The 22038-nt window shown below is 59.0% G+C and carries 19 protein-coding genes; 5 read left to right on the top strand and 14 right to left on the bottom strand.

All coding sequences use genetic code 11. The features are described from left to right. Positions 1 to 14: 14 nt before the first annotated feature. The gene (gene cobA / locus V6Z53_RS11125; protein ID WP_338585544.1) at positions 15 to 782 is read left to right on the top strand and encodes a uroporphyrinogen-III C-methyltransferase; all 768 of its coding nucleotides are present in this window, start codon (positions 15 to 17) and stop codon (positions 780 to 782) included. A 116-nt stretch (positions 783 to 898) separates the two neighbouring features. On the opposite strand, the gene V6Z53_RS11120 is transcribed toward cobA, so the two are convergent. From V6Z53_RS11120 to ppsA, 8 genes are all read right to left on the bottom strand, one after another. Next, a complete protein-coding gene (locus tag V6Z53_RS11120) occupies positions 899 to 1933 on the bottom strand; it encodes an OmpA family protein (protein WP_338585543.1) in 1035 nt (344 codons plus the stop codon). Positions 1934 to 2040: 107 nt separating this feature from the next. Then, on the bottom strand, positions 2041 to 2631 hold the full coding sequence (sigX, locus tag V6Z53_RS11115; protein WP_015096065.1) for an RNA polymerase sigma factor SigX: 591 nt from the start codon (positions 2629 to 2631) through the stop codon (positions 2041 to 2043). Between the two features lie 90 nt (positions 2632 to 2721). After that, complete coding sequence (locus V6Z53_RS11110) at positions 2722 to 3546, bottom strand: mechanosensitive ion channel domain-containing protein (protein WP_008048604.1); 825 nt, start codon at positions 3544 to 3546, stop codon at positions 2722 to 2724. A 2-nt stretch (positions 3547 to 3548) separates the two neighbouring features. Next, positions 3549 to 3797 carry a hypothetical protein gene (locus V6Z53_RS11105; RefSeq protein ID WP_020801096.1) on the bottom strand — a complete coding sequence of 83 codons (249 nt, stop codon included), beginning with the start codon at positions 3795 to 3797 and terminating at the stop codon, positions 3549 to 3551. Positions 3798 to 3860: 63 nt separating this feature from the next. Next, positions 3861 to 4856, bottom strand: a complete 996-nt coding sequence (locus V6Z53_RS11100) for a zinc transporter ZntB (protein ID WP_338585541.1) — start codon at positions 4854 to 4856, stop codon at positions 3861 to 3863. Positions 4857 to 4883: 27 nt separating this feature from the next. Continuing rightward, complete coding sequence (gene rraA / locus V6Z53_RS11095) at positions 4884 to 5375, bottom strand: ribonuclease E activity regulator RraA (protein WP_054054001.1); 492 nt, start codon at positions 5373 to 5375, stop codon at positions 4884 to 4886. Between the two features lie 137 nt (positions 5376 to 5512). Further along, the gene (locus V6Z53_RS11090) at positions 5513 to 6502 is read right to left on the bottom strand and encodes an alpha/beta fold hydrolase (protein ID WP_338585540.1); all 990 of its coding nucleotides are present in this window, start codon (positions 6500 to 6502) and stop codon (positions 5513 to 5515) included. A gap of 163 nt (positions 6503 to 6665) precedes the next feature. Beyond that, positions 6666 to 9041, bottom strand: a complete 2376-nt coding sequence (ppsA, locus tag V6Z53_RS11085) for a phosphoenolpyruvate synthase (RefSeq protein ID WP_338585539.1) — start codon at positions 9039 to 9041, stop codon at positions 6666 to 6668. Positions 9042 to 9215: 174 nt separating this feature from the next. Between ppsA and V6Z53_RS11080 the strand changes: the two genes are divergently transcribed. Beyond that, positions 9216 to 10034: a pyruvate, water dikinase regulatory protein gene (locus tag V6Z53_RS11080; protein WP_338585538.1), complete on the top strand. Its 819-nt coding sequence runs from the start codon at positions 9216 to 9218 to the stop codon at positions 10032 to 10034. 118 nt (positions 10035 to 10152) lie between these two features. Here the strand turns inward: V6Z53_RS11080 and prpD are convergent, their stop codons facing one another. The 6 genes from prpD to V6Z53_RS11050 all read right to left on the bottom strand — a co-directional run bounded on the left by prpD (position 10153) and on the right by V6Z53_RS11050 (position 18628). Further along, positions 10153 to 11637: a 2-methylcitrate dehydratase gene (gene prpD, locus V6Z53_RS11075; RefSeq protein WP_338585537.1), complete on the bottom strand. Its 1485-nt coding sequence runs from the start codon at positions 11635 to 11637 to the stop codon at positions 10153 to 10155. A gap of 181 nt (positions 11638 to 11818) precedes the next feature. Next, positions 11819 to 13009 carry a 2-methylaconitate cis-trans isomerase PrpF gene (gene prpF / locus V6Z53_RS11070; protein ID WP_338585536.1) on the bottom strand — a complete coding sequence of 397 codons (1191 nt, stop codon included), beginning with the start codon at positions 13007 to 13009 and terminating at the stop codon, positions 11819 to 11821. Between the two features lie 62 nt (positions 13010 to 13071). Beyond that, positions 13072 to 15666 carry a Fe/S-dependent 2-methylisocitrate dehydratase AcnD gene (acnD, locus tag V6Z53_RS11065; RefSeq protein WP_338585535.1) on the bottom strand — a complete coding sequence of 865 codons (2595 nt, stop codon included), beginning with the start codon at positions 15664 to 15666 and terminating at the stop codon, positions 13072 to 13074. A gap of 185 nt (positions 15667 to 15851) precedes the next feature. After that, on the bottom strand, positions 15852 to 16979 hold the full coding sequence (gene prpC, locus V6Z53_RS11060; RefSeq protein ID WP_046042905.1) for a 2-methylcitrate synthase: 1128 nt from the start codon (positions 16977 to 16979) through the stop codon (positions 15852 to 15854). Between the two features lie 42 nt (positions 16980 to 17021). Then, complete coding sequence (prpB, locus tag V6Z53_RS11055) at positions 17022 to 17912, bottom strand: methylisocitrate lyase (RefSeq protein WP_096512763.1); 891 nt, start codon at positions 17910 to 17912, stop codon at positions 17022 to 17024. Beyond that, positions 17909 to 18628 carry a GntR family transcriptional regulator gene (locus tag V6Z53_RS11050; RefSeq protein WP_338585534.1) on the bottom strand — a complete coding sequence of 240 codons (720 nt, stop codon included), beginning with the start codon at positions 18626 to 18628 and terminating at the stop codon, positions 17909 to 17911. Before V6Z53_RS11050 ends, prpB begins: the two co-directional genes overlap by 4 nt. Before the next feature lie 298 nt (positions 18629 to 18926). Here V6Z53_RS11050 and V6Z53_RS11045 point away from each other — a divergent pair, with 298 nt between their 5' ends. From V6Z53_RS11045 to V6Z53_RS11035, 3 genes are read left to right on the top strand one after another with little or no spacing between them, the layout of a single operon-like run. Beyond that, positions 18927 to 19463: an ATP-dependent zinc protease gene (locus tag V6Z53_RS11045; protein WP_338585533.1), complete on the top strand. Its 537-nt coding sequence runs from the start codon at positions 18927 to 18929 to the stop codon at positions 19461 to 19463. Between the two features lie 5 nt (positions 19464 to 19468). Continuing rightward, complete coding sequence (locus V6Z53_RS11040; RefSeq protein WP_338585532.1) at positions 19469 to 21004, top strand: inactive transglutaminase family protein; 1536 nt, start codon at positions 19469 to 19471, stop codon at positions 21002 to 21004. Then, positions 21004 to 21990, top strand: a complete 987-nt coding sequence (locus tag V6Z53_RS11035) for an alpha-L-glutamate ligase-like protein (protein WP_338585531.1) — start codon at positions 21004 to 21006, stop codon at positions 21988 to 21990. The genes V6Z53_RS11040 and V6Z53_RS11035 overlap by 1 nt, the downstream gene beginning before the upstream one ends. Positions 21991 to 22038 lie beyond the last annotated feature (48 nt).

Raw genomic sequence — 22038 nt, 5'->3', positions numbered from 1 at the left:
ATGAGGAAAACACGATGAACGCAAAAGTCTGGCTGGTGGGCGCGGGCCCTGGCGATCCGGAATTGCTGACGCTCAAGGCTGTGCGGGCGTTGAGAGAGGCGGATGTGGTGCTGATCGATGATCTGGTGAATGCCGCCATCCTCGAACATTGCAACCAGGAGCGGATCATTCCTGTGGGTAAGCGCGGCGGCTGCCGGTCTACCCCGCAAGCCTTCATTCATCGCCTGATGCTGCGTTATGCGCGCCAGGGCAAATGCGTGGTGCGACTCAAGGGCGGCGACCCGTGCATTTTCGGACGTGGCGGTGAAGAGGCGCAGTGGCTGCGCGAACGTGGGGTTGAGGTGGAACTGGTCAATGGCATCACGGCCGGGCTCGCCGGTGCGACGCAATGCGATATACCGTTGACGCTAAGGGGCGTGGCGCGCGGGGTGACATTGGTCACCGCGCACACTCAGGACGACAGTAGCCTGAACTGGCAGGCACTGGCTCAAAGCGGCACCACCTTGGTGATCTACATGGGTGTGGCCAAGCTCAGTGAAATTCGTGAGCAGTTGCTGGCCGGCGGAATGACGGCAGACATGCCGGTGGCGATGATCGAAAACGCTTCGTTGCCGCATCAGCGGGAATGCCGAAGCGATCTGGCAGCGATGGAAAAAGATGCCCATGACTTCGAGTTGAAAAGCCCGGCCATTTTGGTCATTGGAGCGGTTGCGGCCTGCGAAGAAGATCAGAAGATCGCAGCCTTCGGCAGCTCCTACAGGTTGCAAGCGGTATCTGTGTAGAAGCTGCCGCAGGCTGCGATCTTTCGATATCACCGCATAAAACCGGGTTGGAACACCAAATCGCAGACAAAGAAAAGCCCGGCCTAAGCCGGGCTTTTCTCAGAGCTGTGGGCTAATTACTTAGCTTGAGCTTCAACCTGCGCTTCTACGCGACGGTTTACAGCGCGACCAGCTTCAGTTTTGTTGTCAGCAACTGGGCGGGATTCGCCGTAGCCAACAGACTGAACGCGGGACGATTCAACACCGTACTGGTTGGTCAGAACTTGCTTAACGGCGTTTGCACGACGCTCGGACAGTTTCTGGTTGTAAGCGTCAGGACCGACGGAGTCAGTGTGACCTTCAACAGTAGTGGTGGTGGATGGGTACTGCTTCATGAAGTCAGCCAGGTTCTTGATGTCGCCGTAGCTGTTAGGCTTGACTACCGACTTGTCGAAGTCGAATTTCACGTCCAGCTCAACACGTACAACTTCAGCAACTGCTGGGCAGCCATCAGCGTCAACGGTTACGTTGGCTGGGGTGTCCGGGCACTTGTCGACGTTGTCGCACACGCCATCGTTGTCGCTGTCGGAGCAGACTTCAGCTGGTGCTGGAACTGGAGCAGCAGCAGGCTTGGAGCCGCCACCGAAGTTCACACCGATACCGACGCTAGGAGCCCACTCGGTGTTGCCCTGGTCGATGTTGTACTGAGCTTCAACGCCGGCACGAGCGTAGAAGTTGTCGGTGAAGTACAGCTTGGCGCCGCCACCAACGTTGGCGAAGGTGGAACGGTCACGACCGTTCGAACCGTTCTGGTCGATGCTCTGGTCGGAGAAGCCGGCCGAGACGTAAGGACGCAGCATGTCGCCTGGGTTGTTGAAGTGGTACAGAGCGTCCAGAGCGGTGTCCGCGCCCTTGATGTTCTGACCGGAGTCGGAACGTACGTTGTGCACTTCGTCGTAAGCCAGACGCAGTTCAACGTCGTCGGTCAGGAAGTAACCAACCGAACCACCGAACAGGTTGCCGTCGTTTTTGAAGTTACGAGTGCTGTCGTAGTACTCTTTCTTTGCGAAGCCTTCGATTTCAACTGCGCCTTGGCCCTGTGCCAGAGCGCCGAACGAAGTGGCGGCAATAAGAGAACCAATGGCCAAGCCCAAGGTGTTTTTCAGTTTCATCCGTTAAATCCCCATCTGGTGATTGTGAAGCAGTCCCGCAAACCGGGGGACAACTCGGCGGCAAGTCTAACAGAACTTGCCTACACGTAAGAGATATTTGCGCTGAACTAAGTTTCAGCAATGCCTGCAAATTTCTCACGCAATTTATCTAGAGCGCGTTTGTACCGCATTTTTGTTGCACTCAAACCCATGTGCATGATGTCTGCGATCTCCTGAAACTCCAGCTCTGCGACAAATCGTAGCACCAGAATTTCACGGTCAATCGGGTTCACATACACCAGCCAGCGATCAAGTCCGCCCTTCTCCTCGGGTTTCGGCGTCTTTTCTTCGGACGCTTCCTCAAGGGGGTCAAGACTCAATGCGTCCATCAAGCGACGCTTTCGCCGTTCCTTCCGATACTGCGTAATACACTCGTTGTACGTGATGCTATATAGCCATGTCTTGAACTTCGATTTGCCCTCGAAGTTCTTCAGGCCGTACAGCACCTTCAACATGACTTCCTGACAGACATCATCTGCATCGCGATCGTTCCCGAGATATCGTGCACAGACGTTAAATAATGTTCGTTGGTAACGCCGCATCAATTCTTCATAGGCGCGCGTTACGTGAAACAGCTCGGTATGCGAGCGCGCGACCAACTCCTCATCAGAGAGCTCGCGGGGGTCGTAGCGCATGGATAACGATTGGGCTTTATTCAAAACAAGTCGGGCCGACAGTCAGGTCAATGTCCGCCGCAGCCAGCATCAGGCGGCATTTTGCGGCGGCATACATTAGCAGGGTTTGCCGGGTTAGCGGCTACTCACATGCTGCTCAAGGAGGATCCGATTGGAAAGAGAGACTAGCTCACCCTCATCGGTCAGCAATGTGGTTTTAACCGTGCCGATCTCTTCGATCTGGCCTTCGACCTCTCCAACACGCACTTGTTGCCCAACCTGGTACAACTCACGCACATAGATTCCCGCAAGAATCTGACCGGCAATTTCCCGGCTTCCCAAACCCATGGCCAGCGCAACCGCCAGACCAACGGTAATCAAAACAATCACAATCACATGGTTGAGCAGGTCAGTCTTGACCTCCAACTGGCTGATCGCAACCGAAATACTGATGATGATCACCAAGCCCTGGGCAATTCGCCCAAGCCCTGAAGCGTAGTCCAGACCTACGCCTTCTGCCGCACCGCGCACCAGGCCATTGGCCAATTGCGCCAGCAAGACACCGACCAGCAACACCAGCGCCGCGCCGAATACCTTCGGCAAATACAGCGCAAGCATATCCAGCGTAGCTGAAACTCGCTCAAGTCCAAGGGATTCTGCGGCAGAAACCAGAAAAATCAGCAGAACGAACCAATAGACGATTTTGCCGATCAGCGTGGAAATCGGTACTTGCAGGCCGGCGCGCGACAGCAACTTGGTCAGGCCAGTGCCGCCCATCAGGCGATCGAGGCCCAGTTTGGCGAGCAATTTGGAAAGCAGCGTGTCCAGAAGCTTGGCCACGACAAAACCCAACAGCAGCACAACCAGTGCGCCGAACAGGTTCGGAATGAAGTTCGCAACTTTGGTCCATAACGCAGTCATTGCAGTGACGAGGCTCTGTGTCCAGAGATCAAGTTCCATATTCAATCAGCCTTATCAGCAGTGCGAGCGGTAGGTTTACGAAGACGGGACACCGGCGCAACGTGGGCCGATCCGTTATTCAGGGCGATCATCAGCGCGGGCAGCCAGCGGCCCAGCAGGCTGAACAGATCGCCGGCGCCGACCTGGCGGTTGGCGGTTTTCAGTACACGGCCAAGGCACGCATCGTCGTCCCGGGTGGACGGTGATGCCTTGAGCATGTCGCGCAAAGACTGTTCAAACGGATCGTGCATACGCACCTCTCGTGATGTCTGTGAAAGACGCGGTCAAATTTGGTCGGGTCACATGCTTTACCGTTACACCCAGCGCAAACGTCGGAACAACCACCACTGCCCGAGCGCCACCGAGAGCATCAGCAGGCAGGCAACGAGGAAGCCGTAAGGGCTTTCGGAAAACGGAATTCCCCCGACGTTGATCCCCAAAAGACCGGTCAAAAAACTCATCGGCAAAAAGATCCCGGTAATGATCCCGAAGCGATACATCGTGCGGTTCATGCGCACGCTCAATCGCCGGTCTTCAGTCTCCAGGACAAGCCCCACGCGCTCCCGGGTCAATTCGAGCTCTTCGAGATAGCGGGTCAGGCTGTTGTTCAATTCGTTCCAGTAATCACCATCGTCTTCGACGAACCAGGGCAATTTGATCCGCGTCAGCTGACCAAAAATATCCCGCTGCGGAGCGAGGAACCGCTTCAACGCAGCAGCCCGGCGACGGATCTGCAAAACAGCACCGTGTTCCGGTGTATACCGTTCGTCGGCATCCAGCTTTTCTTCTTCCTCATCGACCACTTCCGAGAGGCAACTGACCAGATCCTGCACCTTGTTGGTGAGGTACTGCGCCATATAAAGAATGAGCTCGGAGGCGGTTTTCGGCCCCTTGCCCTCCTCCAGTTGCACGAGCAGCTCTTCGGTCGCGCGCAACGGCCGCAAACGCAGGGAAATCACCCGCTGGGCGGAACCGAAGATCCGTACCGACACCATGTCTTCAGGCTCGGCACCCGGATTAAGGTTTACCCCACGCAAAAATAGCAGCAGTTCGCTGTCGGAAAGCTGTAAAAGCCGCGGACGGGTATTTTCTTCAAGCAAGAGGTCGCAGCTGAACTCACTCAAACCACTGGATTTGCGCAGCCAGGTCTGGGTTTGCGGATGACTGCGATCCCAGTGCAGCCACAAGCTTTCATGGGCCTGCAGCTGCAAGTCATCGAGTTCTGTCCGGGCTATCGAACGCGCGCCGCCTTTACCATCCAGCACCAGAGCATGTACCAGCCCCCATTGCGCGTTTTCTTCCTCGAACATCCGCATTCCTTCAGTCAATCGGGGATTTTATTCAGGCATTGTCAGCGGGCTCGGCGAGATGATCACGCCGTTGTTGTCCGCGTAGATGTAGTGGCCGGGATGGAAGGTCACGCCGGCGAAGGTCACGGCAACGTTGAGATCGCCGATACCGCGCTTGTCAGTCTTCATCGGGTGGCTGGCCAAGGCCTGAACGCCCAGATCGGTTTGCGCGATGACGTCGACGTCACGGATGCAACCGTAGATCACCAGCCCTTCCCAACCGTTTTTCGCGGCTTTCTCGGCCAGCATGTCGCCGAGCAACGCGCGACGCAGGGAACCGCCACCGTCGACCACCAGGACCTTGCCATCACCCTTCAGCTCGACTTGCTCCTTGACCAGCGAGTTGTCTTCGAAGCACTTGATGGTCACGATTTCGCCGCCGAAAGAATCACGGCCACCGAAATTGCTGAACATCGGTTCCAGCACCTGCACCAGCTCCGGATAGGCGTCGCACAGGTCAGGCGTGAGGTAATGGTTCATCGAAAAACTCCTGTAAAGAGGAAGACGGCACGAACATCATTGATGAATCAATCATCGAAAATGACCAGAACAGCTCAATCCGTCATATCTTAGCCGCAAGCCGATCAGAGCGAAATGCCCCTGATAGAGCGTCCAGCTTAGTTTGCCGTGGCCAGGTTCGCTTGCTCACCCAACAGAGGTGTTTGCTGATCCGCCAGCCAACGGGCCACCAACGGCCAGACCTCCGCCTGTGCGGCTTTGCTGACCAGCATTTCTACATGACCGAAATTGTCGCCGAAGCCCTGCTCGCGCCCCAGGTTGATGAATTGCTTGTGCTCGGAACCGATCTGCTCGAACAGCTTGCGACAGGCCCAGGCCGGGTCCTGATGATCACTGACGGCACTCACGGCCAGCACCGGCACCTGAACGTTAGCCAAGCCGGCCCACCAGTCCTTGTCCGCATCGCCGAAGCGCCCGAACAAACCGTACCAACGCATGCTTTCCAGGGCCAGGCCAATCGGCTCGTCCTCCGGGCCGCGCTTGAGTCGGGAACCGGAGAGCTGGGCAAAGCGTTTGAGGATGAAGCGACCGCTCCACTCCACCGGCGGAATTTTCAGCGGCCAGTAGGTGCGGCTGACTTGCGTGCCGAAAAACGCCGCAGACGCGACCACAGGCTCACCGATGTACTCACCGCCCAACGCGGCCGCCAAGGTTATGCCGCCGAGTGAGTGGCCGATCCAGTGCGGTACCTGGCCGCTCTGTTCGCGCACGAACGCGCCAATGGCCGGCAGATCGTAACGCGCGTAGTCGGCGACGCGGTTCTTGCGGTAGTTCTGGTTGCGCTGGGACAAGCCGTGACCGCGCATTTCCGGAATCCACACATCGAATCCCAGACGCGTCAGATGAGCCCCAAGGCCCAGGCCTTTAGGGGAAAACCAGAAGCGTCGATTGGAAAAGCTGCCGTGCAGCAAGATCACCGGCACGCCGCGCACGGCAGGCTCATCGGCCAGGCCCAGGCGGGTGACCGCCAGCTCGACACTCGGATCCGGGCTGTTGGCCGGTTTCAAACGATAAACATCTTCGCTCAGATCACCGCGCCGCTCGGCGCTGATCAGGGCGACAGGAAATAGGTTGCTGCTGCTTTGCATAATCTCTTGCACAAAAAAGGGCGGCATCCAGATGGAGCCCGCCCTACTTCAATCTCAAAAAACGACCACCCCTGAAGGAGCAAGGCTTGCCCGCGATGGCGTCTTCAAAATCGCCATCGCCAGCAAGCTGTGCTCCTACAGGGAGCGAGCCGTTCTCACACTGTCAGGCCGAGGCTTGACCTTCCGCCAGGAAGAACCAGGTTTCCAGTACGGAGTCCGGGTTCAACGAAACGCTTTCGATGCCTTGTTCCATCAGCCACTTGGCCAGGTCCGGGTGGTCCGAAGGGCCCTGACCGCAGATGCCGATGTACTTGCCAGCCTTGTTGCAGGCGGCAATGGCGTTGGCCAACAGCTTCTTGACCGCCGGATTACGCTCGTCGAACAGGTGCGCGATGATACCGGAATCACGGTCCAGACCCAGGGTCAGCTGGGTCAGGTCGTTGGAACCGATGGAGAAACCGTCGAAGAACTCCAGGAACTCTTCCGCCAGAATGGCGTTGGACGGCAGTTCGCACATCATGATCACGCGCAAGCCGTTCTGGCCACGGGCCAGGCCGTTTTCGGCCAGCAGATCTACAACCTGGCTCGCTTCGCCCAGAGTACGGACGAACGGCACCATGATCTCGACGTTGGTCAGGCCCATCTCGTTGCGCACGCGCTTGAGGGCGCGGCATTCGAGTTCGAAGCAGTCACGGAACGATTCGCTGATGTAACGCGAAGCGCCACGGAAGCCCAGCATCGGGTTTTCTTCTTCCGGCTCGTAGAGCTTGCCGCCGATCAGGTTGGCGTATTCGTTGGACTTGAAGTCCGACAGACGCACGATGACCTTTTTCGGCCAGAACGCAGCAGCCAGGGTGCTGATGCCTTCGACCAGTTTTTCGACGTAGAAGCCGACCGGATCGTTGTAACCGGCGATGCGCTTGTCGACGCTTTCCTTGATGTCCAGCGGCAGACCGTCGTAGTTCAGCAGCGCCTTGGGGTGCACGCCGATCATGCGGTTGATGATGAACTCCAGGCGGGCCAGGCCCACACCGGCGTTCGGCAGCTGTGCGAAGTCGAAGGCGCGGTCCGGGTTGCCGACGTTCATCATGATCTTGAACGGCAGATCCGGCATGGCGTCCACGGAGTTCTTCTTGATGTCGAAGCCCAGTTCGCCTTCGAAGATGAAACCTGTGTCGCCTTCAGCACAGGAAACGGTCACGCCCTGGCCGTCTTTCAACAGCTGGGTAGCGTTGCCGCAACCGACCACGGCCGGGATGCCCAGCTCACGGGCGATGATCGCCGCGTGGCAGGTACGACCGCCACGGTTGGTGACGATGGCGCTGGCGCGCTTCATGACCGGTTCCCAGTCCGGGTCGGTCATGTCGGACACCAGTACGTCGCCTGGCTGGACCTTGTCCATCTCGGACACGTCCTTGATGATGCGGACCTTGCCGGCGCCGATGCGCTGGCCGATGGCGCGGCCTTCAACCAGCACGGTGCCGGTTTCTTTCAACAGGTAACGTTCCATGACGTTGGCCTGGGTGCGGCTCTTAACGGTTTCCGGACGGGCCTGCACGATGTACAGCTTGCCGTCGTCACCGTCCTTGGCCCATTCGATGTCCATCGGGCACTGGTAGTGCTTCTCGATGATCATCGCTTGTTTGGCCAGTTCGCTGACTTCGGCGTCGCTCAGGCAGAAACGTGCGCGATCAGCCTTGTCGACATCGACGGTCTTGACCGAACGACCGGCCTTGGCCTCGTCGCCGTAGATCATCTTGATGGCTTTGCTGCCCAGGTTGCGGCGCAGGATCGCAGGGCGACCGGCTTCCAGCGTACCTTTGTGGACATAGAATTCATCCGGGTTCACCGCACCTTGCACGACGGTTTCACCCAGGCCGTAGGCGCCGGTGATGAATACAACATCACGGAAGCCCGATTCGGTATCGAGGGTGAACATCACGCCGGCGGTGCCGGTTTCGGAGCGGACCATGCGCTGTACGCCGGCCGACAGGGCTACCAACTTGTGGTCGAAGCCCTGGTGCACGCGATAGGAAATCGCGCGATCGTTGAAAAGGGAGGCAAACACTTCCTTGGCGGCGCGAATGACGTTTTCGACACCACGGATGTTGAGGAAGGTTTCCTGCTGACCGGCGAAAGAAGCGTCCGGCAGGTCTTCTGCGGTAGCGGAAGAACGCACGGCCACGGCCACGTCAGGGTTGCTGGCCGATAGCGCGGCGAACGCGGTGCGGATCTCGGCATTCAGTTTTTCAGGGAACTCGGCTTCCATGATCCATTGACGGATCTGGGCACCGGTCTTGGCCAAGGCGTTGACATCGTCGACGTCCAGGGCGTCGAGGGCAGCATGGATCTGATCGTTCAGGCCGCTCAGTTCCAGGAAATCACGATACGCCTGAGCGGTCGTGGCGAAGCCACCGGGCACCGATACACCGGCACCTGCAAGGTTGCTGATCATCTCGCCCAGGGATGCGTTCTTGCCCCCCACGTGCTCAACGTCGTGTTTGCCGAGCTTGTCGAGGGAAACTACGTACTCTACCAAGGTGATCTCTCCACTAACTGTGTTGGAAAAGCTCAGAAACCGGCTGCTTGAATGGGCATTTGCCGGCTATATGGCCTGGACCTGGAAAATAAGTGAGAATGCGGGCCATTGGCGACCAGCAAATCGCGCCTATCATATCCAAGATTCGTCACTAGCTTAAGGCCCAAGGTGCAAATGAAACGATCTGCTTTCTTTATCTCCGATGGCACGGGCATTACCGCCGAAACCCTCGGCCAGAGCCTCCTGGCGCAGTTCGAAAACATTACCTTCAGCAAAGTCACGCGGCCGTACATCGACAACGTGGACAAAGCGCGGGCCATGGTACAACAAATCAACAAAGCCGCCGAAACCGACGGCTTCCGTCCGATTATCTTCGACACCATCGTCAATCAGGACATTCGTGAGATTCTCGCTACCTCGAATGGTTTCATGATCGACATTTTCTCGACGTTCCTGGCACCACTTGAACAGGAACTGACCGAGCATTCTTCCTATACCGTGGGCAAATCCCACTCCATCGGCACCAGCTCCAATTACATGGAGCGTATCGAGGCCGTTAACTTCGCCCTCGACAACGACGACGGCGCCCGCACGCACTATTACGACAAGGCCGACCTGATACTAGTAGGCGTGTCGCGATGTGGTAAGACGCCGACGTGCCTGTACATGGCCATGCAATTCGGCATCCGCGCGGCCAACTACCCGCTGACCGAAGACGACATGGAACGCCTGCAACTGCCCGCCGCCCTGCGCGCCCACCAGCACAAGCTGTTCGGCCTGACCATCGACCCGGACCGCCTCACCGCGATCCGCAACGAGCGCAAGCCCAACAGCCGCTATTCGAGCTACGCCCAATGCGAGTTCGAAGTGCGCGAGGTGGAAAACCTGTTCCGCCGCGAGAACATTCCGAACATCAACTCGACGCATTTTTCCGTGGAAGAAATCTCCGCGAAGATCCTTGTGGAGAAAGGTGTGGAGCGGCGTTTCAAGTAGTTCTTTATTGCCTGTTATGGCCTCGTCGCCAGCAGGCTGGCTCCCACAGTTGATTGGTGTTCACCGAAGATCCCCTGTGGGAGCTAGCCTGCTAGCGATTGAACGATAACGCGGTCTCCTAGATAACAAACAAATCCACAAACCGGTTCACCGCTGTCGCTTCAAGCTTCTGCTGATCCTTGCACAACGCAAAAATCTCCTCGCTGCGCTGCCCGGTGAATCGTGTCAGCAAGTTCGCCTTGAACTTGTCTTCCAGCAACGGAATGCCTTCAACCCGACGCCGACGATGGCCAATCGGGTACTCCACCACCACGTTCTCGGTGCTGGACCCATCCTTGAAAAATACCTGTACCGCATTGGCAATCGAGCGTTTATCCGCCTCCAGATATTCACGGGTGTAGCGCGGTTCTTCGACGATGACCATTTTGTCGCGCAGCACATCGATGATCGGATGCGCCTTGTGGAAATCGTCCTCGTAGTACTCGGCCACCAGATTGCCGAAGGCCAGCGGCACGGCCGTCATGTACTGGATGCAGTGATCGCGATCAGCGGCATTGGCCAGCGGGCCGACCTTGGAAATAATGCGGATTGCCGACTCATGGGTGGTGATGACGATTTTGTCGATCTCATGCAGGCGATTGCGCACCTGCGGATGCAACGTCACCGCCGCCTCACACGCCGTTTGCGCGTGGAACTCGGCCGGAAAACTGATCTTGAACAGCACGTTTTCCATCACATAACTGCCGTACGGCCTCGAGAAGCTGAACTCCCGTTTGTCTTCAGACTTGAGCGCCAGATCGTTGTTGGTATGGCTGAACAATACGTCGTAAAAACCCCACTGTTTGGCACTCAGCACACCTGGAATTCCCATCTCGCCGCGCATCGCGATATCCGCCAGACGCACACCACGACTGGATGCATCACCCGCCGCCCACGACTTGCGCGAGCCGGCATTCGGCGCATGCCGATAGGTACGCAACGCCTGACCGTCAGCAAACGCATGGGACAACGCCGACAACAACTGCTCGCGGTTAGCGCCCATCAGTTTTGCGGTGACAGCAGTCGAGGCGACTTTTACCAAAATGACGTGATCGAGGCCGACGCGGTTGAACGAGTTTTCCAGGGCGATCACGCCTTGAATCTCGTGGGCCATGATCATCGCTTCAAGAACTATACGAACAGTCAGCGGCGCTTCGCCATTGGCCAGACGCTTTTGTGAAAAATGGTCAGCCACCGCGAGAATACCGCCGAGGTTGTCCGACGGGTGCCCCCACTCGGCGGCGAGCCAGGTGTCGTTGTAGTCGAGCCAGCGCACGATGCAACCGATGTCCCACGCCGCCTTCACCGGATCGAGCCGGTAACTGGTACCCGGCACGCGCGCACCGAATGGCACGACGGTGCCTTCAACCACAGGTCCAAGATGCTTTGTGCACTCGGGAAAACGCAGGGCCAGCAGGCCGCAACCCAAGGTATCGATCAGACAGTTACGCGCGGTATCCAGCGCCTCTTTGGACTCGATCTTGTAGTTCAAAACGTAATCGGCAATGTCCTGCAGGACCTTGTCGTAGTCGGGGCGGTTGTTCAGGTCGACGTTGGCACTCATGCTCGATTCACTCTATGAAGTGGGTCGTTGATGGGACCTCGGTTCAGGGACCAATCTCAGTCGGTGACCAATTTTCTTATTGTTGAAATGCATCCCCTGTAGGAGCACGGCTTGCCGGCGATAGCGATTTCAAAGACGCCATCGCCGGCAAGCCGTGCTCCTACAAGGTTCCGTGTCAGGCTTAGAAGAAATCACCCGGCACTCGCACAAACCCTTCCATCAACACCCGCGCACTGCGGCTCATGATGGCTTTGTTCACAGTCCATTCGCCGTTCACCAGGCTGGCCTCGGCGCCAACGCGCAAGGTGCCGGACGGATGGCCGAAGCGCACGGCGTTGCGTTCAGTGCCACCTGCAGCGAGGTTAACCAGCGTGCCGGTGATCGCTGCCGCCGTGCCGATGGCGACTGCCGCCGTGCCCATCATCGCGTGGTGCAGCTTGCCCATGGACAGCGCACGCACCAACAGGTCGACATCGCCTGCCGCAATGGCTTTGCCGCTGGACGAAACGTAGTCCGCCGGCTTGGCCACGAACGCCACTTTCGGCGTGTGTTGGCGCTTGGCCGCTTCGTCGATATTGGAAATCAGGCCCATGCGCAATGCGCCGTAAGCGCGGATGGTTTCGAACATCAGCAAGGCTTTCGGGTCGCCGTTGATCGCGCCTTGCAGCTCGGTGCCCTTGTAGCCGATGTCTTCGGCATTGACGAAAATCGTCGGGATGCCGGCATTGATCATGGTCGCCTTGAAGGTGCCGACGCCGGGTACTTCTAGATCATCCACCAGATTGCCGGTGGGGAACATCGAACCACCACCGCCCTCTTCGTCCGCCGCCGGATCGAGAAACTCGATCTGCACTTCAGCCGCCGGGAAGGTCACGCCATCGAGTTCGAAATCGCCGGTTTCCTGCACTTCACCGTTGGTGATCGGCACGTGGGCGATGATGGTCTTGCCGATATTGGCCTGCCACACGCGAACCACCGCCACACCGTTGTGCGGAATGCGGCTGGCATCGACCAGACCATTGCTGACGGCGAACGACCCGACCGCCGCCGACAGGTTGCCGCAGTTGCCGCTCCAGTCCACGAAAGGCTTGTCGATGGATACCTGACCGAACAGGTAATCAACGTCGTGATCAGCCTTGAGGCTTTTCGACAGGATCACGGTTTTGCTGGTGCTGGAAGTCGCGCCGCCCATGCCGTCGATCTGCTTGTCGTACGGATCGGGGCTACCGATCACGCGCAGCAGCAAAGCGTCGCGGGCCGGGCCGGGAACCTGTGCCGCTTCGGGCAAATCCTTCAGGCTGAAAAACACGCCTTTGCTGGTGCCGCCGCGCATGTAGGTCGCGGGAATCTTAATTTGCGGTGCATGAGCCATGGTGCTCGTTACTCCTTAAAAGCAGACACGGGACTCAAGGTCCCGTGTCTGTGATGCGTGTATTAAACGGCAACCGCCGACTCTTCGAGGAAGTCCTGGGCGAAGCGTTGCAACACGCCGCCAGCCTCGTAGATCGATACTTCTTCGGCGGTGTCGAGGCGGCAGGTCACCGGCACATCGACGCGCTCGCCGTTCTTGCGATGGATCACCAGCGTCAGCTCGGCGCGCGGGGTGCGCTCGCCAATCACGTCGTAGGTTTCGCTGCCATCAATCGCCAGGGTGTGACGGTTGGTGCCCGGTTTGAACTCCAGCGGCAACACGCCCATGCCCACCAGGTTGGTTCGGTGAATGCGCTCGAAACCTTCGGCGGCAATTGCTTCCACACCGGCCAGACGCACGCCCTTCGCCGCCCAGTCGCGGGACGAACCCTGACCGTAGTCGGCACCGGCGATGATGATCAGCGGCTGCTTGCGATCCATGTAGGTTTCGATGGCTTCCCACATGCGCATGACCTGGCCTTCCGGCTCTACGCGAGCCAGCGAACCCTGCTTGACCTTGCCGTTTTCCTGAACCATTTCGTTGAACAGTTTCGGGTTGGCGAAGGTTGCGCGCTGCGCAGTCAAGTGGTCACCGCGGTGAGTCGCGTAAGAGTTGAAGTCCTCTTCCGGCAAGCCCATTTTCGCCAGGTATTCGCCAGCGGCGCTGTCGAGCATGATCGCGTTGGATGGCGACAAGTGATCGGTGGTGATGTTGTCCGGCAGCACCGCCAGCGGGCGCATGCCCTTCAGTGGACGCGCGCCGGCCAGTGCGCCTTCCCAGTACGGCGGACGGCGGATGTAGGTGCTCATCTCACGCCAGTCGTACAGCGGCGTGACTTTCGGGCCGGTGTCTTCGTGGATGGCGAACATCGGGATGTAGACCTGACGGAACTGCTCAGGCTTCACCGAGGCCTTCACCACGGCGTCGATTTCTTCGTCGCTCGGCCAGATGTCTTTCAGACGAATTTCCTTGCCATCGACCACGCCCAGCACATCTTTTTCGATGTCGAAACGGATGGTCCCGGCAATGGCGTAAGCGACCACCAGTGGCGGCGATGCGAGGAACGCTTGCTTGGCGTACGGGTGAATCCGGCCATCGAAGTTACGGTTGCCGGAGAGCACCGCAGTGGCGTACAGGTCGCGATCGATGATCTCTTGCTGGATCACCGGGTCCAGTGCGCCGGACATGCCGTTGCAAGTGGTGCAGGCGAAGGCGACGACGCCGAAGCCGAGCTTGTCCAGTTCATCGGTCAAACCAGCTTCATCGAGGTACAGCGCGACGGTTTTCGAACCCGGCGCCAGGGACGACTTGACCCATGGCTTGCGGGTCAGGCCGAGCTTGTTGGCGTTGCGCGCCAGCAGGCCGGCGGCGATCACGTTGCGCGGGTTGCTGGTGTTGGTGCAGCTGGTGATGGCGGCAATGATTACCGCGCCGTCCGGCATTTGACCCGGCACATCGTCCCACTGACCGGCGATGCCTTTGGCGGCCAGATCCGACACCGCGACACGAGCGTGCGGGTTACTCGGGCCGGCCATGTTGCGCACCACCGAGGACAAGTCGAAGGTCAGGCCGCGCTCGTATTGCGCGCCTTTCAGGCTGTCAGCCCACAGGCCTGTGATCTTGGCGTAGTTCTCGACCAGTTGCACCTGCTCGTCTTCACGACCGGTCAGCTTGAGATAGTCGATGGTCTGCTGGTCGATGTAGAACATCGCCGCGGTGGCGCCGTATTCCGGAGCCATGTTGGAGATGGTTGCGCGGTCGCCGAGGGTCAGCTTTGATGCGCCTTCGCCGAAGAATTCCAGCCATGCGCCAACCACTTTTTGCTTGCGCAGGAACTCGGTCAGCGCCAGCACCATGTCGGTGGCGGTGATGCCCGGTTGCAGCTTGCCGGTCAGTTCCACGCCGACGCTTTCCGGCAGACGCATCCACGATGCGCGACCGAGCATCACGCTTTCGGCTTCGAGGCCACCGACACCGATGGCGATCACGCCCAGAGCATCGACGTGCGGGGTGTGGCTGTCGGTGCCGACGCAGGTATCTGGGAACGCCACGCCGTCACGCACCTGGATCACCGGAGACATTTTCTCCAGGTTGATCTGGTGCATGATGCCGTTGCCCGGCGGGATCACGTCGACGTTCTTGAACGCCTTCTTGGTCCAGTTGATGAAGTGGAAACGGTCTTCGTTGCGACGGTCTTCGATGGCGCGGTTCTTCTCGAACGCCTCCGGATCGAAGCCACCACGCTCGACGGCCAGGGAGTGGTCGACGATCAATTGCGTCGGCACCACCGGGTTGACTTGCGCCGGGTCGCCGCCTTGCAGGGCGATGGCGTCACGCAGACCGGCGAGGTCGACCAGTGCGGTCTGGCCGAGAATGTCGTGGCACACCACGCGGGCCGGGAACCAAGGGAAATCGAGGTCGCGTTTGCGCTCGATGAATTGCTTGAGGGATTCGGTGAGCGTGGCCGGGTCGCAGCGACGCACAAGGTTTTCCGCCAGTACGCGAGAGGTGTACGGCAGGGTGTCGTAGGCGCCGGGCTGAATGGCATCGACTGCCGCGCGGACGTCGAAGTAATCCAGTTGGCTGCCGGGCAGCGATTTGCGGAATTCTGTGTTCATCGGTCAGGACTCGGGTCACGGTAGTTTCAAAAGGTGGGGCCTGGTATTGCATTGAAACCGATCCCCTGTAGGAGCCGAGCTTGCTCGCGATAGCGATGTATCAGTCGACATCAATGTTGAATGTCAGTCCGTCATCGCGAGCAAGCTCCGCTCCTACAGGTTCCCGGTTAGCCGGCCCTCACCATTCAGCGTTGTTCGATTGGCACGAACTTGCGCTGTTCAACGCCGGTGTATTCGGCGCTTGGACGGATGATGCGGTTGTTGGCGCGTTGTTCGTACACGTGGGCGGCCCAGCCGGTCAGGCGCGAGCAGACGAAAATCGGTGTGAACAACTTGGTCGGAATGCCCATGAAGTGGTACGCCGAGGCATGGTAGAAGTCGGCGTTCGGGAACAGTTTCTTTTGCTCCCACATGGTTTTGTCGATGGCTTCGGAAACCGGGAACAACACTTTGTCGCCCACTTCGTCGGCGAGTTTTTTCGACCAGCCCTTGATCACCTCGTTGCGCGGATCGTTGTCCTTATAGATCGCGTGGCCGAAGCCCATGATCTTGTCCTTGCGCTCGAGCATGCCGAGGGTGCCTTTGATCGCGTCTTCCGGCGACGAGAAGCGCTCGATCATTTCCATCGCCGCTTCGTTGGCGCCGCCGTGCAGCGGACCGCGCAGCGAACCGATGGCCGCAGTGATGCACGAATACAGGTCGGACAAGGTCGACGCACAAACACGTGCAGTGAAGGTCGACGCGTTGAACTCGTGCTCTGCGTAGAGGATCAGCGAAACGTTCATCACCTTGACGTGCAACTCGCTCGGCTTCTTGCCGTGCAGCAGGTGCAGGAAGTGGCCGCCGATGGACTGCTCGTCGCTCACGCAATCGATGCGCTTGCCTTCGTGGCTGAAGCGATACCAGTAGGTCATGATCGCCGGGAATGCAGCCAGCAGACGGTCAGTCTTGTCGTGTTGCTCGGAGAAGTTGTTCTCCGGTTCCAGGTTACCCAGGAACGAGCAACCAGTACGCATCACGTCCATCGGGTGGGCGTCGGCGGGGATGCGTTCCAGCACTTCTTTCAGCGCTTGCGGCAGGTCGCGCAGCTTGCTCAGCTTGGTGATGTAGGCGTTCAGTTGCGCCTTGCTCGGCAGTTCGCCGTACAGCAACAGGTAAGCGACTTCTTCGAACTGCGCGTCTGCCGCCAGTTCACGAACGTCATAACCACGATAGGTCAGACCGGCACCCGACTGGCCCACGGTGGACAGTGCGGTTTGCCCGGCTACCTGGCCACGGAGCCCGGCGCCACTGAGTACTTTTGCTTCGGCCATTTCTGCCTCCAATTTTTTTGAATTTATTAGGGAGTTATTCGACTACTTCTTCGCCGCAAACAACGCATCGAGCTTCTGCTCGAAGGTGTGGTAGTCGATGCGATCGTAAAGCTCCATGCGAGTTTGCATGGTGTCGATGACGTTCTGTTGCGTGCCGTCGCGGCGGATCGCGGTGTAGACATTTTCCGCAGCCTTGTTCATGGCACGGAAGGCGGACAGCGGGTACAGCACCAGCGACACGTCGGCAGCGGCGAGTTGCTCGGTGGTGTACAGCGGGGTCGCGCCGAATTCGGTGATGTTGGCCAGGATCGGCGCTTTCACGCGGTTGGCGAACAGCTTGTACATTTCCAGTTCGGTGATGGCTTCCGGGAACACCATGTCGGCGCCGGCCTCGATGCACGCGGCGGCGCGATCCAGGGCAGATTCCAGACCTTCCACCGCCAGGGCGTCGGTGCGGGCCATGATCACGAAGCTGTCGTCAGTACGAGCATCGACGGCTGCCTTGATGCGGTCGACCATTTCCTGCTGCGAAACGATTTCTTTATTAGGACGGTGGCCGCAACGCTTGGCGCCGACCTGGTCTTCGATGTGAATCGCCGCCGCGCCGAACTTGATCATCGACTTGACGGTGCGCGCCACGTTGAACGCCGAGGAACCGAAACCGGTGTCGACATCCACCAGCAGCGGCAGGTCGCAGACGTCGGTGATGCGGCGCACGTCGGTCAGCACGTCATCCAGGCCGGTGATGCCCAGGTCCGGCACGCCGAGGGAACCCGCGGCCACCCCGCCACCCGACAGGTAGATCGCCTTGAAACCGGCGCGTTTGGCCAGCAGCGCGTGGTTGGCGTTGATCGCGCCGACCACTTGCAATGGATGCTCGCTGGCGACCGCATCGCGGAAACGCTGGCCTGGAGTGCTCTTGTTCAAACTCATGACTCACCTCGTTTGGCTGTCGGGTTGGCGCCGTCCTGGTAATGACGGGCGATGTTGCGTTTGGAGGCGCCGATGTGACGGCGCATCAACAACTCGGCCAGTTCACCGTCACGGTCGGCGATGGCATCGAGAATTCGGTGGTGTTCGGCAAAGGCCTGATGCGGGCGATTGGGCGTGGTGGAAAACTGGATGCGGTACATGCGCACCAGTTGATAGAGCTCGCCGCAGAGCATTTGCGTCAGGGTGCGGTTGCCGCTGCCCTGGATGATTCGGTAGTGAAAGTCGAAATCGCCTTCCTGCTGGTAATAGCCGCGACCGGCCTGGAAGGCCTCATCGCGCTCATGGGTTTCCAGCACCCGACGCAACTCGTCGATTTCTTCGACGCTCATGCGCTCGGCGGCCAGACGACAGGCCATGCCTTCGAGGGATTCGCGAATCTCATAGAGCTCAAGCAGCTCGGCGTGATTGAGCGAAACCACCCGCGCCCCGACGTGCGGCACGCGCACCAGCAGGCGCTGACCTTCCAGGCGATGGATAGCCTCGCGCAGCGGCCCACGGCTGATGCCATAGGTGCGCGCCAGTTCCGGTTCGGAGATTTTGCTGCCAGGAGCGATCTCGCCTTTGACGATGGCCGCTTGAATACGGCGGAAGACGTTCTCGGAAAGCGTCTCCGTATCATCTTGCGTAGAAACCGGGGGATCGAGTTGATCCAGCATATTGTCGACACCTTGAAAGCCAATGCCGCAAAAACTAGCGAATACGCCCGCCTTAGTCAAAGGATAATTGGATATTGTTGACAATCGGCTAATAACCGACCGCACCATAACGAAGCAGTCCGTCTGTTTATAGCCACCCGCCAGCGCTGGCGCCACAAACCCACCGTGCTAGAATGCCGCCCGCATTTGTTTGTCACATCTGCACTGTCTGTCATAAATAGCTGATAGGCATACGAGGAGCTTGCGCAGCGATGCCAGGGTCTTGAATCAAAGTACGGACCGCTGCGCACCAGGATTTATGAGACTCAAGCCCTTCCCCGCATTCCTTTATTTTCTTTTCTTGCCTGGCGCAGCGATGGCGGGGGAAAAGACTGTGTATGGCCTCAACGAGTACGCGTCGCTGGGCGGCATCGACCTGGAGGTGGCCGCCAAACTCGATACCGGGGCGAAAACCGCTTCCCTGAGCGCCCGCGACATCAAGCGTTTCAAACGCAATGGCGAATCCTGGGTGCGTTTCTATCTGGCCATCGACGCCGCCCATTCGCATCCGATCGAACGCCCGTTGGCCCGCGTCAGCAAGATCAAACGCCGGGCCGGCGACTACGATCCGGAAGAAGGCAAGAAGTACACCGCCCGTCCGGTGATCGAGCTGGATATCTGCATGGGCTCGGCTTTACGCAGCATCGAAGTGAACCTTACTGACCGAAGTGCCTTCCAATACCCGCTCTTGATTGGCTCCGAAGCGCTTAAACGCTTCGATGCGCTGGTCGACCCCAGTCTTAAATACGCTGCCGGCAAACCCGCCTGCGCTACCGACGCTCATACCGCAGAGTAATTCCAATGCGCTCTCTTACCCTTCATCTGAAAATGCTGATCGCCATCCTGGTGGTGCTGGGCATTTCAGTTACGGCCTATCAGATCTTCGTGCTGGGCATTCCAGTGACCGAGGACGCCACCGACGACTTGTGGAACATCGACGCCAAGGTCGAGTTCGTCGCCAGTGCCAAGGATCCGGTCAAGATCCAGATGTTCGTGCCGCCGCTGAGCCGCGACTATGTGAGCCTCAACGAGAGCTTCATCTCCAATAACTACGGCGTGGCCGTGAACCGGGTCGACGGTAACCGCAAGGTCACCTGGTCGGCACGTCGGGCCAAGGGCAACCAGACGCTTTATTACCGCCTGGTGCTGACCAAGCGCTACACCGCTGAAAAAGCCAAGATCAAAGGCCCGACCTTCCGCGACAGCATTGCCGTGGAAGGCCCGGAGAAACTCGCCGCCGAAGCGCTGCTCGCGCCGATCCGCCAGCATTCGGCCGACGTCGAGACCTTCATCAGCGAAGCGATCAAGCGGGTCAACAACAGCAACGACGACAACGCCAAGATGCTCCTGGCCGGCGACCCGACGCCGGCGCACAAGGCGAAAATCGTCGAACTGCTGCTGTCCATCGCCCACGTGCCGGTGGAAAAGGTCCACACCATCCGTCTGGTGGCCGACCAACCGCAGACCCCGGAACTCTGGCTGCGCAGCTTCAATGGTACCGACTGGCTGTACTTCAATCCGGAAAACGGTGAACAAGGCCTGCCGACCGACCGCCTGCTGTGGTGGACCGGCGACGAAAACCTGATCACCGTCGATGGCGGCAAGAAAGCCACTGTCACTTTCAGCATGAACAACAGCGAAATGAACGCCATTCGCCTGGCCAAGCTGACCGACGAAAACACCGACGCCAATTTCCTCGAATACTCGCTGTACGGCTTGCCGCTGCAAACCCAGCAAACCTTCATGATCATGGTGATGATCCCGATCGGCGTGCTGGTGATCCTGATACTGCGCAACCTGATCGGTCTGCAGACCCTCGGCACCTTTACCCCGGTGCTGATCGCCCTGGCCTTCCGCGAAACCCAGCTCGGCTTCGGCATCGTCCTGTTCACGATCATCACCGCGCTAGGGCTGTCGCTGCGTTCCTACCTTGAACACCTGAAACTGCAAATGCTGCCGAGACTGTCGGTGGTGCTGACGTTCGTGGTGGTGTTGATCGCGGCGATCAGTCTGTTCAGCCACAAGCTCGGCCTGGAGCGCGGTTTGTCGGTGGCACTGTTCCCGATGGTGATCCTGACCATGACCATCGAACGCCTGTCGATCACCTGGGAAGAACGCGGTGCCAGCCACGCCATGAAAGTGGCGATCGGCACGCTGTTCGCCGCGTCCCTGGCGCACCTGATCATGAGCGTGCCGGAACTGGTGTACTTCGTGTTCACCTTCCCGGCGATCCTGCTGATTCTGGTGGGCTTCATGCTGGCGATGGGTCGCTACCGTGGCTACCGCCTGACCGAACTGGTGCGTTTCAAGGCCTTCCTGAAAAAGGCTGACGCTTGATGTTCGGCTTCTGGAAGACCTGGAAGGCCCTGGAAGCCCGGGGCATCATGGGCATCAATCGGCGTAACGCAGACTACGTGCTCAAGTACAACAAGCGCAGCCTGTACCCGATTGTCGATGACAAGATCATCACCAAGGAACGTGCGATCGCCGCCGGCATCCATGTGCCGGAACTGTATGGAGTGATTTCCACGGAGAAGGAAATCGACAAGCTCGGCGAGATCATCGGCGGGCGCAACGATTTCGTGATCAAGCCGGCACAGGGCGCCGGCGGTGACGGCATCATTGTCGTCGCCGACCGCTTCGAAGGTCGCTACCGCACGGTGTCCGGCAAGATCATCCCCCATGAAGAAATCGAGCACCATATTTCCAGCATTCTCACCGGCCTGTACTCCCTCGGCGGGCACCGCGACCGGGCGCTGATCGAATACCGAGTGATACCGGACCAGATCTTCAAGAGCATCAGCTATGAAGGTGTGCCGGACATCCGCATCATCGTGCTGATGGGCTACCCGGTGATGGCCATGCTGCGCCTGCCGACCCGGCAGTCCGGTGGCAAGGCGAATCTGCACCAGGGCGCCATCGGCGTCGGCGTCGACCTCGCCACCGGCCTGACGCTGCGCGGCACCTGGTTGAACAACATCATCACCAAGCACCCGGACACCACCAACGCGGTGGACGGCGTGCAACTGCCCTACTGGGACGGTTTCATGAAACTCGCCGCCGGTTGCTATGAGCTGTGCGGGTTGGGTTACATCGGTGTTGATATGGTGCTGGACCAGGAAAAAGGCCCGCTGATTCTGGAACTCAACGCCCGTCCCGGCTTGAATATTCAGATTGCCAACGACTGCGGCCTGACGCTGCGCACCCATGCCGTCGAAGCGCGGCTGGAAGAACTGAAGGCGCGCGGCGTGACTGAAACCGTCGAAGAACGCGTGGCGTTTGTGCAGGAAATGTTTGGGCATATTCCGCCGGTCGAGGGTTGATCCCACACATCCCCTCTAGGAGCAATTCCCCGAGGGGACTACAATCGC

The organism is Pseudomonas sp. MAG733B, assembly GCF_036884845.1.
Classification (GTDB): Bacteria; Pseudomonadota; Gammaproteobacteria; order Pseudomonadales; family Pseudomonadaceae; genus Aquipseudomonas.
The sequence above is the reverse complement of the archived record's forward strand: the minus strand, read 5'-3'. Positions and strand labels throughout refer to the sequence as shown.